The sequence below is a fragment of the Escherichia sp. WS547 genome (assembly GCF_046486065.1).
Lineage (GTDB): Bacteria > Pseudomonadota > Gammaproteobacteria > Enterobacterales > Enterobacteriaceae > Escherichia > Escherichia coli.
The window spans coordinates 91,752-105,474 of the sequence record NZ_JBJQMA010000010.1; the positions used below are offsets into that span (position 1 = coordinate 91,752).

14 protein-coding genes are annotated in these 13,723 nt (G+C 50.5%); 6 read left to right on the forward strand and 8 right to left on the reverse strand.

Annotated elements, in window-relative coordinates; translation table 11 throughout:
* Positions 1 to 158: 158 nt before the first annotated feature.
* Positions 159 to 818, forward strand: coding sequence for a tellurite resistance TerB family protein (locus ACJHWK_RS11365; protein WP_410234843.1), 660 nt, complete (start codon positions 159 to 161; stop codon positions 816 to 818).
* Positions 819 to 1,026: 208 nt separating this feature from the next.
* Complete coding sequence (gene ptrB / locus ACJHWK_RS11370; RefSeq protein ID WP_410234844.1) at positions 1,027 to 3,087, forward strand: oligopeptidase B; 2,061 nt, start codon at positions 1,027 to 1,029, stop codon at positions 3,085 to 3,087.
* Here the strand turns inward: ptrB and exoX are convergent.
* The 3 genes from exoX to holE all read right to left on the reverse strand — a co-directional run bounded on the left by exoX (position 3,084) and on the right by holE (position 4,758).
* Positions 3,084 to 3,746 carry an exodeoxyribonuclease X gene (gene exoX, locus ACJHWK_RS11375; RefSeq protein ID WP_000944256.1) on the reverse strand — a complete coding sequence of 221 codons (663 nt, stop codon included), beginning with the start codon at positions 3,744 to 3,746 and terminating at the stop codon, positions 3,084 to 3,086. The genes ptrB and exoX overlap by 4 nt on opposite strands.
* Positions 3,747 to 3,769: 23 nt before the next feature.
* Positions 3,770 to 4,426: a carbon-nitrogen hydrolase family protein YobB gene (gene yobB, locus ACJHWK_RS11380; RefSeq protein ID WP_000011653.1), complete on the reverse strand. Its 657-nt coding sequence runs from the start codon at positions 4,424 to 4,426 to the stop codon at positions 3,770 to 3,772.
* Between the two features lie 101 nt (positions 4,427 to 4,527).
* The gene (gene holE, locus ACJHWK_RS11385) at positions 4,528 to 4,758 is read right to left on the reverse strand and encodes a DNA polymerase III subunit theta (RefSeq protein ID WP_000916763.1); all 231 of its coding nucleotides are present in this window, start codon (positions 4,756 to 4,758) and stop codon (positions 4,528 to 4,530) included.
* A 138-nt stretch (positions 4,759 to 4,896) separates the two neighbouring features.
* Between holE and yobA the strand changes: the two genes are divergently transcribed.
* From yobA to pphA, 4 genes are all read left to right on the forward strand, one after another.
* Positions 4,897 to 5,271: a CopC domain-containing protein YobA gene (yobA, locus tag ACJHWK_RS11390; protein WP_000204705.1), complete on the forward strand. Its 375-nt coding sequence runs from the start codon at positions 4,897 to 4,899 to the stop codon at positions 5,269 to 5,271.
* Between the two features lie 3 nt (positions 5,272 to 5,274).
* Complete coding sequence (gene copD, locus ACJHWK_RS11395) at positions 5,275 to 6,147, forward strand: copper homeostasis membrane protein CopD (protein WP_000879330.1); 873 nt, start codon at positions 5,275 to 5,277, stop codon at positions 6,145 to 6,147.
* A gap of 12 nt (positions 6,148 to 6,159) precedes the next feature.
* Positions 6,160 to 6,501, forward strand: coding sequence for a YebY family protein (locus tag ACJHWK_RS11400; RefSeq protein ID WP_001520705.1), 342 nt, complete (start codon positions 6,160 to 6,162; stop codon positions 6,499 to 6,501).
* 395 nt (positions 6,502 to 6,896) lie between these two features.
* Positions 6,897 to 7,553: a protein-serine/threonine phosphatase gene (pphA, locus tag ACJHWK_RS11405; RefSeq protein ID WP_001520704.1), complete on the forward strand. Its 657-nt coding sequence runs from the start codon at positions 6,897 to 6,899 to the stop codon at positions 7,551 to 7,553.
* Here the strand turns inward: pphA and ACJHWK_RS11410 are convergent, their stop codons facing one another.
* The 5 genes from ACJHWK_RS11410 to yebS form a co-directional block, all read right to left on the reverse strand.
* The gene (locus ACJHWK_RS11410; protein ID WP_001296140.1) at positions 7,554 to 7,745 is read right to left on the reverse strand and encodes a YebW family protein; all 192 of its coding nucleotides are present in this window, start codon (positions 7,743 to 7,745) and stop codon (positions 7,554 to 7,556) included.
* A gap of 104 nt (positions 7,746 to 7,849) precedes the next feature.
* Complete coding sequence (locus ACJHWK_RS11415; RefSeq protein WP_001295499.1) at positions 7,850 to 8,086, reverse strand: YebV family protein; 237 nt, start codon at positions 8,084 to 8,086, stop codon at positions 7,850 to 7,852.
* A gap of 117 nt (positions 8,087 to 8,203) precedes the next feature.
* Positions 8,204 to 9,643, reverse strand: coding sequence for a 16S rRNA (cytosine(1407)-C(5))-methyltransferase RsmF (gene rsmF / locus ACJHWK_RS11420; protein WP_024166480.1), 1,440 nt, complete (start codon positions 9,641 to 9,643; stop codon positions 8,204 to 8,206).
* Positions 9,644 to 9,722: 79 nt separating this feature from the next.
* Positions 9,723 to 12,356 carry a lipid-binding membrane homeostasis protein YebT gene (gene yebT / locus ACJHWK_RS11425; RefSeq protein WP_001306757.1) on the reverse strand — a complete coding sequence of 878 codons (2,634 nt, stop codon included), beginning with the start codon at positions 12,354 to 12,356 and terminating at the stop codon, positions 9,723 to 9,725.
* Positions 12,325 to 13,608 (reverse strand): membrane integrity lipid transport subunit YebS, encoded by a 1,284-nt coding sequence (gene yebS / locus ACJHWK_RS11430; protein WP_001520702.1) that lies wholly within the window; start codon positions 13,606 to 13,608, stop codon positions 12,325 to 12,327. Before yebS ends, yebT begins: the two co-directional genes overlap by 32 nt.
* Between the last annotated feature and the right edge of the window lie 115 nt (positions 13,609 to 13,723).

Below are 13,723 nucleotides of genomic sequence, written 5' to 3' on the forward strand. Positions count from 1 at the left end.
TATCACCTGATATACAGTAAACACCTTACCTGGCGCGAATTTCTTTGAATAACGGTCTACCGCCCCGCTTATTTTCGCATCTTTTGTCTCGATATACATTTTCTGACATCCTCATCCGCTATGCTACAGGCACTAAAAATGGTTATTGAGGAGCAAATATGGCTAACTGGTTAAATCAACTGCAATCCTTGCTTGGGCAAAGCAGTTCTTCTGCCTCCTCGTCTGCGGATCAGGGATTGGGCAAACTTTTAGTGCCAGGCGCATTAGGCGGACTGGCTGGGCTGCTGGTCGCAAATAAATCAGCACGTAAACTTCTTACGAAATATGGCACCAACGCGTTACTGGTTGGCGGCGGAGCGGTAGCGGGTACGGTGCTGTGGAATAAATACAAAGATAAAATTCGCGCGGCGCATCAGGACGAACCGCAGTTTGGCGCGCAAAGTACGCCGCTGGATGAGCGTATGGAACGTTTGATCCTTGCGCTGGTCTTTGCCGCTAAAAGTGATGGTCATATTGATGCCAAAGAACGTGCGGCAATCGATCAGCAATTGCGTGAAGCCGGTGTGGAAGAACAGGGGCGTGTACTCATTGAGCAGGCAATCGAACAACCGCTGGATCCACAACGCCTGGCTACCGGGATCCGCAATGAAGAAGAGGCGCTGGAAATCTATTTCCTGAGCTGCGCGGCTATTGATATTGACCATTTTATGGAACGCAGTTACCTGAATGCACTGGGTGACGCGCTGAAAATCCCCCAGGACGTTCGTGAAGGCATTGAACGCGATCTCGAACAACAAAAACGCACTTTGGCGGAATAATTCCGCTCTCTGGATAGCCTGAAGTTGACTATTTCGGGCTATCCAGAACCGCACAGCCATTTGAGCAGGCTGATTTTCTCTGTCTGCATAACATTCGATATCCGCGCCATTACCTGTCATCATCTAAGCAATGACTACCCTGTTTCGCTTGCATCCCCGGTGAGTTTTGCCACCCTTATAAGATGTTTCAACCAGAAAGAACAATAACATGCTACCAAAAGCCGCCCGCATTCCCCACGCCATGACGCTTCATGGTGATACGCGCATCGATAATTACTACTGGCTGCGGGACGATACGCGTTCTCAGCCGGAAGTCCTGGACTACCTGCAACAAGAAAATAGTTACGGTCATCGGGTGATGGCCTCGCAACAAGCCTTGCAGGATCGCATCTTAAAGGAAATCATCGACCGCATTCCGCAAAGAGAAGTTTCTGCTCCCTACATAAAAAATGGCTACCGCTATCGGCATATTTATGAACCAGGCTGTGAATATGCTATCTACCAGCGTCAATCGGCATTCAGCGAAGAGTGGGATGAGTGGGAAACATTGCTCGATGCCAACAAGCGCGCAGCTCATAGTGAGTTTTATTCGATGGGCGGAATGGCGATTACGCCCGATAACACCATTATGGCGCTGGCAGAAGATTTTCTTTCCCGACGCCAGTACGGCATTCGTTTTCGTAATCTGGAAACTGGTAACTGGTACCCGGAACTGCTGGATAACGTTGAACCCAGCTTTGTCTGGGCAAATGACTCCTGGACTTTCTACTATGTACGCAAGCATCCAGTTACGCTGCTGCCTTATCAGGTCTGGCGTCACGCCATCGGTACGCCAGCATCGCAAGATACACTGATCTACGAAGAAAAAGACGATACCTATTACGTCAGCCTGCATAAAACGACCTCGAAGCATTATGTGGTCATTCATCTGGCCAGCGCCACCACCAGTGAAGTTCGCCTGCTGGACGCGGAAATGGCCGATGCCGAGCCGTTTGTTTTTCTGCCTCGCCGCAAAGATCACGAATACAGCCTTGATCACTACCAGCATCGGTTTTATCTGCGTTCCAACCGCCGCGGTAAAAACTTTGGCTTATACCGTACCCGTATGCGTGATGAGCAACAGTGGGAAGAGTTAATTCCGCCACGTGATAACATCATGCTGGAAGGGTTTACGCTGTTTACCGACTGGCTGGTGGTTGAAGAGCGTCAGCGCGGGTTAACCAGTTTGCGCCAAATCAACCGCAAGACCCGGGAAGTCATTGGCATTGCCTTTGATGATCCGGCCTATGTGACCTGGATTGCCTACAATCCAGAACCTGAAACCGCGCGATTGCGTTATGGTTATTCTTCCATGACCACACCAGACACTCTGTTTGAACTGGATATGGATACCGGTGAGCGTCGTGTATTAAAACAAACGGAAGTTCCTGGTTTTGATGCGGCGAATTACCGCAGTGAACACCTGTGGATAGCCGCCCGTGATGGCGTCGAAGTTCCGGTTTCGTTGGTCTATCATCGCAAACATTTTCGCAAAGGACACAACCCATTGCTGGTGTATGGCTATGGTTCTTACGGCGCAAGTATTGATGCCGATTTCAGTTTTAGCCGCTTGAGTTTGTTAGATCGTGGCTTTGTCTACGCCATTGTCCATGTTCGCGGCGGCGGTGAACTGGGGCAACAATGGTACGAAGACGGTAAGTTTCTGAAGAAGAAAAATACGTTTAATGATTATCTTGATGCCTGCGATGCATTGTTAAAGCTGGGCTATGGCTCTCCTTCGCTTTGTTATGCGATGGGCGGGAGTGCGGGGGGCATGTTGATGGGTGTTGCAATTAATCAACGCCCGGAATTATTCCATGGCGTTATCGCCCAGGTACCGTTTGTTGATGTTGTAACAACGATGCTTGATGAATCAATTCCTCTTACCACTGGTGAGTTTGAAGAGTGGGGGAATCCGCAGGATCCGCAATATTACGAGTACATGAAAAGCTACAGCCCGTATGACAACGTCACCGCACAGGCTTATCCGCATTTACTGGTAACGACCGGTTTACACGATTCTCAGGTGCAATATTGGGAACCGGCAAAATGGGTCGCTAAATTGCGCGAGCTGAAAACCGATAACCATCTTTTATTGCTCTGTACCGACATGGACTCAGGCCATGGCGGTAAATCTGGCCGCTTTAAATCGTACGAAGGCGTAGCGATGGAATATGCTTTTCTGGTCGCGCTGGCGCAGGGAACATTACCCGCTACGCCTGAGGATTAAGTATTTTCCAGATAATGTTTCAGTGTTAAACGCAGCTCCGGGCTCATGCTGTCCAGGTTATTAAACAACCAGCGCAGATAGCCCGGATCGCGTTCGGCAACGTCGGAAACCGCTTTGCCACGGTATTTGCCAAAGGTGAAGGTCGTCATCAACGACGGACGTCCGGTGATATCGGCCATCTGTTCTGCCGTCCAGCCGGAGGTGTTCATAATATCGATAAGCAACGCAGCGGTGATATAACAGTCATACAACGCGCGGTGATGATGCAGGCCCGGCGGCGTCTGTACATTGAGCTTCCGTGTTTTATATAACGCCATATTGCTGTACTTGATCCCTGGCCACAAACGACGGGCCAGTTTCATAGTGCAAATCCACTCACCGGGCATCTCAGGCAGTACGCGGCGGTCAAAGCTGGCGTTGTGCGCGACATACCATTCACTACCGTAATAGTGCGGGATCACATCTTCAATCCACGGTTTATCGGCGACCATGGCTTCGGTGATGCGATGAATCGCCATCGCCTGTGGACTAATAGGACGATCGGGGCGCACCAGGTGGCTCATGGGGTTGACGATTTTTCCGTCAATGACATCAACAGAGGCAATCTCAACGATCCCTCCCTGCAAACCGCAGGTTTCTGTATCGATAATGCGCAACATGGCATGCTCCAGGCCGAAAAAGCCTAGCGTAATGGAATGATATCGCCTTGCCAACCCTGTGATGAACGCTGACCGACTAACAATAATGAACCACGATCGGCGCGAACGATGAGACGACCATGTTCATCCCATAGTGCACTGTTACCACGGGCATTTGCCATCAGCACGGCAATTGAGTACTGATGTGAAAAAAATTGTAAGCGGCGGGTAGATGCCAGCAGGTCGGGTTCCCCCAGACATTGCCCTGTCGTAAACAGTGAACAGGTCGGGTCCATATCCATACCTTCCGGTTGTTCATCGACCACCGTGATGGTTCTGGAACGACGGCCCAGACATGCACCATGACTCTGATGGTAGATCCCTGGTGTTTTTCGCCACGGTGCGAACACCGCAATTCCACGAATAAAGCGATCGTTATATTCAACGGGAAGGCCGGCAATGATGGTCATTCGCCAGGTCGTTGCAGCATAACAAAGCGGGTCTAACAGCGAGAGATCGGGTGGGGCAGGAAGGGCACGTCGCGAATAATCACACCCCAGTAAAGAAAGCGATGGAAAAACTAACAGCTGACATTGTTGCCTGGCGGCGGCCCTCACAAACTCCAGATGATGAGCTACCTGTTCGGTCAGTGAGGTTTTACGAGGCTCATATTGCGCTGCTGCAACTTTCCAGAACGACATAATGACTTCCTTTTCAAAATGACTGCAAATTATGGGTGCGGTTTAGAAAATACTCATAATTTAGCAGGCGTTATGTAAGAAAGTGTAACTCTGTATAAGTTTTATTTAAGTTTGGGCTCGTAAGGTAAACGTGACAGATTGACCGAAGCCAAACGGTGGGCGATAAGCCGCTCGCGAAACCAGCTGCGCAAATGTTCAGGCTGTTCACGTTCAACCGCTTCAGCGATCACCGGCATATTGTAGCGTTCTTTAAATGCCACCCCGGCCGCCGCCAAATCGACATTCACTTTATCCATTTCTGTTTGATCCAGTTTAGCCAGATTCTTCAGCATTCTTAATCTCCTCATCATTCGCGGGCAAAAGTTACTAAGAGTGAGCCTGGATGGCAAGCCGGAATTGATGATCCTCGACTCAGACATTAGACAAGGTTATGCTCTGTAAAAAAGTTATTACAAAAAGGAATAGATAATATGACTTCAACTGCACGCACCCTTCGCTACGCGCTGGCAATCCTGACCACTTCGTTGGTGACACCTTCCGTCTGGGCACATGCGCATTTAACGCATCAGTATCCTGCGGCAAACGCGCAAGTGACAGCTGCCCCGCAGGCAATTACTTTAAACTTCTCGGAAGGCGTTGAAACAGGATTCAGTGGTGCAAAAATCACGGGGCCAAAAAACGAAAATATTAAAACATTACCGGCGAAGCGGAATGAGCAGGACCAAAAGCAACTGATTGTTCCACTGGCCGATTCGCTGAAACCCGGAACCTACACCGTTGACTGGCATGTTGTTTCGGTGGACGGGCATAAAACGAAAGGACACTACACCTTTAGCGTGAAATAAATCATGCTGGCGTTTACCTGGATCGCGCTGCGATTTATCCATTTCACCTCGCTGATGCTGGTCTTTGGCTTCGCAATGTACGGTGCCTGGCTGGCTCCCTTAACGATTCGTCGCTTGCTGACGAAGCGTTTTCTGCGTTTACAACAGCACGCTGCCGTCTGGAGTTTGATCAGTGCCACTGCAATGCTCGCCGTTCAGGGCGGGTTGATGGGAACGGGATGGACAGATGTATTTTCGCCAAACATTTGGCAGGCTGTTTTGCAAACGCAGTTTGGTGGCGTCTGGTTATGGCAAATTGTTCTCGCCCTCGTAACGTTGATCGTCGCCCTTATGCAACCGCGGAATATGCCACGTTTGCTGTTTATGCTCACTACCGCGCAATTTATTCTGCTGGCGGGAGTCGGCCATGCGACGCTGAATGAAGGGGTAACGGCGAAAATCCATCAGACTAATCACGCGATTCACCTGATTTGTGCGGCGGCGTGGTTTGGGGGATTACTGCCGGTGCTCTGGTGTATGCAACTCATCAAAGGCCGTTGGCGACACCAGGCTATTCAGGCGCTGATGCGTTTTTCCTGGTGCGGGCATTTTGCGGTGATCGGCGTACTGGCAAGCGGCGTGCTTAATGCATTGTTGATTACCGGATTTCCCCCCACGCTTACGACTTACTGGGGCCAACTCTTATTGCTCAAAGCCATCCTGGTGATGATTATGGTGGTCATCGCGCTGGCTAATCGTTATGTTCTTGTACCGCGCATGAGGCAGGATGAAGATCGTGCGGCACCCTGGTTTGTGTGGATGACTAAACTCGAATGGGCGATAGGTGCGGTAGTGCTGGTGATCATCAGCCTGCTTGCGACTCTCGAACCTTTTTGATGGATTACGAAAATGATGAAAAAAAGTATTCTGGCGTTTCTGTTACTCACCAGTTCTGCAGCGGCGCTGGCTGCACCGCAGGTGATTACCGTTAGCCGTTTTGAAGTGGGTAAAGACAAATGGGCGTTTAATCGCGAAGAGGTGACGCTGACTTGCCGACCGGGTAATGCTTTGTATGTCATCAACCCAAGTACCCTCGTGCAGTATCCTTTAAACGATATCGCACAAAAGGAAGTTGCCAGTGGGAAGACTAAAGCCCAACCCATTTCGGTGATTCAGATTGATGATCCTAACAATCCCGGCGAAAAAATGAGTCTGGCACCGTTTATAGAACGAGCTGAAAAACTCTGTTAATTACCTAAAATAGCCTTTTGATTTCCAATAAAAAAACCGCCTCAGTTCTTTCACCAGAACGGGCGGTTTTTAACATTTAAGCTGATGGCCACCGCGCTTTTTATTGACCATTTTGCACGCAAACTGGAAAACCTGGCGTCGTCATCTATTCTTAAAGGGCAAGGCAACTAAGCCTGCATTAATGCCAACTTTTAGCGCACGGCTCTCTCCCAAGAGCCATTTCCCTGGACCGAATACAGGAATCGTGTTCGGTCTCTTTTTATCTGTTAAAAGCCAGAAGCATTCCCTTCGCTGACTTTATAGTCAACCATAACACACACTCTACTGTCTGAGTCCAGCGTTTTTTAACATTCTTGTTAAGATTATGTGATCTTTAGCGCGGGAGGAAAATATTGATGAAACAGCCTGCGCCCGTTTATCAGAGAATTGCGGGTCATCAATGGCGACATATCTGGCTTTCAGGCGATATACACGGTTGTCTTGAGCAGTTGCGCCGCAAATTATGGCATTGTGGTTTTGATCCGTGGCGAGATTTACTTATCTCAGTGGGAGACGTTATCGATCGTGGGCCGCAAAGTTTACGTTGCCTGCAGTTACTGGAACAACATTGGGTTCGTGCGGTAAGAGGCAATCATGAACAGATGGCGATGGATGCGCTGACATCTCAGCAGATGTCTTTGTGGTTGATGAATGGCGGCGACTGGTTTATTGCGCTGGCAGATAATCAACAGAAACAAGCGAAAACGACGCTGGAAAAATGTCAGCATTTGCCCTTTATTCTTGAAGTACACAGTCGCACCGGCAAACATGTTATTGCTCATGCCGATTATCCAGATGATGTTTATGAATGGCAAAAGGACGTTGATTTGCATCAGGTCTTGTGGAGCCGCTCGCGATTAGGTGAACGCCAAAAAGGGCAGGGAATTACAGGTGCTGATCATTTCTGGTTTGGTCATACACCGTTGCGCCATCGCGTGGATATTGGCAACCTGCATTATATTGATACCGGCGCTGTCTTTGGGGGCGAACTGACTCTTGTGCAACTGCAATAATTAAAAATCACCATACTCCTGTGCTGGTCGCCAGAAACCATCTATAAAATCCTCAATCGGAAAACAACCGCCATGGCGGATCCGTTGATCGCTCATAGAATAAAGACACTGCTGTTCCGTGTTGTAGACATCCACAACAATATCTTCACAACCGCCATCCAGGTAGCAAACAAAAAGTACCAGCGCGAACATTTCATCCCCGAAGTGTGGTGCCGTACCGTTAAGTTTAGGAGAGATTTTACAACGGGGGAATAACCAGGACAAATAACCCGCCATGCCGACGGGTTCTTTTTGGATTAGGCAAGACGCATAATCCAGGCATCAGATTGTTGATCGTAACGGGTACGGTAAAGGACAGAGTGTTCGCCATTTAGCAGGGCAGGAATACTGGTTTCAGCATCCCAGGCATCCAGTTGCATACATAAATCGGGGTCTGATTTACAAGGAATGGTTAACGTTCGATCACCCGGCGATTCGCCGTGTAATTCGCCGTCGTCGATTTCAAAAGCGCCTATGCGCACACTGGTTTTCATCTTCGTGCTCTCCATTTAGCTGCCGATTGTGGTACGACCAGTCCGATCGCACCATTTTTCAGCCTAGTTGAGGCAGCCGAATGTGCCAGTCAAAAAGTGCGCTTTTTTTGTGCGCTGTCAGGCGTTACCGGTAAAAAGTTTCCCGTCTCGCACCAGTTCACGCGGGTAGCTGTTTTTCAGTCGCGAACCAATTCGTTTGGCTAAACCAATCGGCTGATGCTGGAAAGTAACCAATACATCATCCGCTACTGGCGCGGCTTGCGGGTAAACATCGCGCCCGCGATACCACTCTTCCGCTTCCTGCGGTGTCAGTTCAAAAGCGTTCACATTGTCGGGGGAGGCAAGGGCAATAACCGCTTCATGCTGCCAGCGATAACCTTTGTTATGCGTTTCGGCAAGTTTAATCCCCAGGCGAGAAAATCGGACTTTACCGATCAGGGCTTCAATGCCTACCGGGAACAACCACAGTTCTTTGTCGCGTTGCCAGAGTCGCAGGTTTCCATCCCAGTTTAAGCCAACACTTGCAGCCGCCTGACGAATTTGACCGGCTTCGCGATCTTTCACCGGGCTAAACGGGAAATTGCCCACTTTGTATTTTGGGGCGGGTAAGACGGGGATCGCCTGAGTTTTACGCAGACGAGCAACGAAGAAGCCTTCGCAGTCGTAAATTTGTGGGAAAACATGCAAAAAGCCGTCTTCGGTCAGCGCCTTATTTGCACCAGGGAAGAGATCGCCAAGCGGTAAAAACTCTACTGCGTCGGGGTAAGTCTCTTTCAGCCACCGGCAGACGGCTTCATTTTCTTCCTGGTTTAAGGTACAGGTCGAGTAAACCAGCGTACCGCCAGGGCGTAATGCATGAAAGGCGCTGTCGATCAGTTCCCGTTGGGTAGCTGCGATTTCCTGATTGCTTTCGGGTGACCAGTTTTTTAGCGCATCGGGATCTTTACGCACCACGCCTTCGCCGGAGCAGGGAGCGTCCAGCAAAATGGCATCGAACATTTCTGGCAATGCCGCACCAAACACGCGGCCATCAAAATGTGTGAGCGCAACATTACGGATGCCACAGCGGCTGATATTGGCATGTAACACTTTTACCCGACTGGCGGAAAACTCATTGGCAAGGATAGCCCCTTCGTTATTCATCCGCGCGGCAATTTGCGTCGTTTTGGAGCCTGGCGCAGCAGCGACATCCATCACCCGCTGTGGTGCATTACCGTCAGCAAACAAGGCGGCGACGGGCAACATTGAACTGGCTTCCTGAATATAAAACAGGCCACTTAAATGCTCGGCGGTACTACCCAACGGCAATGCATCTTCATCGTCGCGTTCAATCCAGAAACCTTCTTCACACCACGGAATTGGCGTAAGCGTCCAGCCATAAAAAGCGGTTAATTGCAGGAAATCAGCAACAGAGATTTTCAGCGTATTAACGCGAATGCTGCGGCGCAACGGGCGCTGACAGGCGGCAAGAAAATCATCAAAAGAGAGCGTCGAAGGCATAGCTTCGCGCATTTGTGTCAGAAAGGCGTCCGGGAAATAAACGGTGTGTTGGGCCACGAGCATGTACCACTGGCAAAAAAACAGGCGCGCAGTTTAGCATAAACGCTCCGGCGCAGGCACGCCGGAGCAGTGGGCATTATTTGGGAAGCGCAGTTCCCCATTCACGCCACTCTTTCGGTTCACTTTCCTGCAACAGGAAGTGCTTGCCTTCCTGGGCTTTCGGTGCCAGCGGCGTACCCGGAGGCGTAGCGAAGGCGATGCCGCCACGGATAAACTGGTTAAAGGTGCCGGTTTTCACGACGCCGCCCGTCAGACCAAAGTCCAGACTGTAACCCGATGCCAACCAGAAGACGGAATTGTTACGCACCAGGTGTTGATAGCGTTTACTGATGCGCATCGCAATCATCACGCGATCTGACAATGTCCCCAGCGTCATTCCGGTAACCGTACCGACTTCCAGACCACGGAACAGCACAGGCGTACCGATGCCTAACGAACCGGCTTCCGGCGCTTCAACAATAATGCTTAAGCCATCCAGGTAACGCGAATCAGTTATGGTGGCCTCTTGTAATTCAAAGTCGCGGCGAGGGTTGCCCCGTCCTGGTTCGACGTTGATATACGGCTGGAGGATAGTATCAAGATGCTCAACGCCAGCTGCCGAAATTTGCGGTGTGACAACTGAGAAGCGCGTACCACCGCGAGCAAAGGTCTGGACATATTCCGGATAGAGCACCGCCTTTGCCTGTACTTCATTGCGCGCGGTAATCAGATCCAGCGTCTGGATTTGCCCGATATCAATACCGAGATAGCGAATTGGCATCCCGACCGCCAGTTTTCCGGCATCGAAAGCGTGAAGCGTAATCTGCCCGCCAACCGCACGGGCTGCTGTTTCGGAAGCATACAGAATACGCTTATCGCCTTTACGCTGACTGGCGCTGGCACCGCTGAGGTTATCGAAGCTAATAGCCCCCTTTAATGCTCTGGAGAGCGGGGATGCCTGTACGGTCAGGCCACTACCATTCAGCTGAACTTTCGCCCCACCTTCTGCCCAGAACACGCTGTTGCTGGTCAGAAGGTTGCGATACTCCGGCTTAATATGCAGATCGATATCAAACGCGTTAGCTCGCGGACGCACGGTAATAACTTCACCAACTTCAAATTTACGGTACAGCACTACCGATCCTGCCTGCACATCCGGCAGCGTCTCTGCACTCAAACTCACGGTTGTGGTGGGTAAATCGCTAAGGCTGTTCTCCAGCGCTTTTTCCAGATTGGCATACAGTGGATAGCTGGCTTTCATCTCGCCTTTATCGCCTGGCAGAATACGTATCCCGCCGTTAATCCATTCTGAGGCGCTGGCACCGAGAAACTCAACGCCATCCAGCCCCACCTTCACGTCGACACGGCTGTTGACGACAAATTTGCTATCGCCTTTTACCAGTTCGCGATGCTGAGGCTCGATGGCGACGGTAAAGGTGACGCCTTTGCTGGTGAGTTTACGATCAATAACCTGGCCTACCTGCACGCCGTGAAGAATGAGCGGTTGACCAGCATCAATACCGTAACTTTCCGGCGCGGTCAGGGTCAGTGTCAGAACATCCGGCTCTTGCAGTAGGGCTTTTTCGCCGGGCACAACAACGAACTCTTTGCGTGGCTCGCCATCGCCGGGCACCAACTCAAAGGTTTTTCCGGTCAGCAGGGCGCTGAGATTGGCATCGCTAAGGGATAATTTCGGGTTGCGTAATTCGATGCGGGTATTTTCACGAAGCAGGGTGACGACGCTGGGATCAACGGTCATTTCCCCAGTGACTTTACCACCAGGATTTAAATCCAGTTTAGTCAGCTGTCCGACTTCCAGCCCCTGATACATTAACGGCGTCGAGTCGGCGGTTAATCCGGCCCCACTCGGCAGTTCCAGTTTTATTATTACGCCACGCTGGCTGTGGGCGAGATCTTCATACAGACCAAAGGTATCTTCCGCCTCGGCAGGTTTCGACTCTTCAGGTGAATCGAAGGCAATCGCACCGTTAACCAGTGCCGCCAGACTTTCCAGTTTCACCTTCGCGCCACTGATACTGACGTTGGCATCAACGCCGGAAACGTTCCAGAAACGGCTACCTTTTTTCACCAGGTCGGTAAAACGCCGCTCGATCAGGACATCAATCACCACGCCTTGCTTGTTGGGATTGATGGCATAGTCGTAGACTTTTCCGACCGGGATCTTGCGGAAATAGACCAATGAACCGCTGTTCAGCGAACCGAGATCGGGGGCTTGCAGGTGGATCATCAGATCGCCATTGTCCAGCCGATATTTCGGTTGGGTATCGAGTGCGACAAAGTGATCCTGCTCTTTACCTTTACCCGGCATCATGCCGATATAGTTACCACCGACGAGGGCATCCAGCCCGGAGACACCTGCCAGCGAGGCCTTTGGCGTCACCAGCCAGAACTGTGTCTCTTCGCGCAGCGCATCTTTCATATCAGACTTGATGCTGACCTTGACTTCAATCTTACGAAGATCGTCGCTCAGGCTGATATCCTGCACAGTTCCGACTTCAACGCCCTGATAACGAACAGGGGTGCGGCCCGGGACAATACCATCCGCCGACATAAAGTCGATGGTGACGGTATTACCCCGGTCCTGATAACTATCCCAAATCAGCCAACCGGCAATCATTAGCGCGATGAATGGCAGCAGCCAGAAAGGTGAGATACGGCGTTTATTTTTAATCTGCGCTTCAGTCGTCGAAGCGGGCGTTTCCTGACTCATGTGCATCCCAAAGTAAGCGGCTGTCCAGCCATTCCACAGCAAGAATAGTCAAAATTACCGCTGCGCCGAAATAAAACGCAGCCGGTCCCATAGTAAAAGCGAGGATCTGATCGCGATTAATCAGCGACATGGTTAAAGATATGACAAACAGGTCGAGCATCGACCAGCGACCAATCCAGGTCACCATCCGCAGTAACAGAATGCGTGTGCGTAAACCTTGCTGGCATTTAAAATGAATACTCAACAGTAAAGTGAACATGACGATCACTTTAGTAAACGGTACCAGAATACTGGCGATAAACACGATTCCCGCAACGGCAATGTTGCTACTTGCCAGCGACATAATTCCGGAAAGAATTGTATCTTCCTGCCGTCCTCCGTTCAGATAAATGATAGAAATAGGCAACAGGTTGGCAGGTAACAACAAAACGATTGACGCTAACAGCGCCGCCCAGCATTTTTGCAGACTATGACGGCGACGCAGGCGTAGCGGGATATGGCAACGCGGGCAGCGACCACGCTGATCAGGATAGCCGGTAAAATGGCACCCAAGACAGACACGGAGTTTCTCGTCCCTACGCGTAGCGGGGCGCTGCGGATAAAATCGCTCCCACAGTTCTTCGACATTGAGATGTGACAACGTCACCGTCGTTAAAATCACCAACGCCACAAAAGAGAACAAGCCGACACCCGTCTGGATATGGGCATAATCCTGCACCTTTATAGAAGCAACGCCAATGCCGACCAGGTAGATATCGAGCATTACCCACTCTTTCAGTCGCTCAAGCATCAGCAGTACCGGACGTAGATTCATTCCCAGTCGGTTACCAAACCATAAATAAGCTATGGAGGTCACCAGAATGAGGGGGGCACCAATAACGCAAAAAAAGACCATTGATCCCGTTATCGCATCGCCCTGTTTGGTCATTTGCCAGATGCCTTGCATGACGTTGGCGTCAATACGAATGCCTAACAGCCAGATATGCAACAGCGGTTCGCCCCAGGCAAACGGCATCAGCAACAGCATGGTGAAGGCCATTGCCGCCAGGCGCGTTAGCGACCAGTCGCGCCCGTCACGAATTTTTGCCTGACAGCGCGGACAATAGGCACTTTGATGAGAATTTATCTCGGGCAGGCTAAACAGCATGTCACATTGCGGGCAACGTTGGTAATCACCACGCGGCAGTTCCTCACCGATAGCCCTCACTGTTATCTTTTTTGTCGGCGTAATTTGTGGTGTGTTAAGAGCCATGACGTGCCAAATGTAATAAGAATTAACATTAATCTTAACCCATGATGGGAATGATCTTGAGCATTAACGCATTTAATGCTTATTTTAATAGGCTGGCAGTTCCAGGTAAGACAAC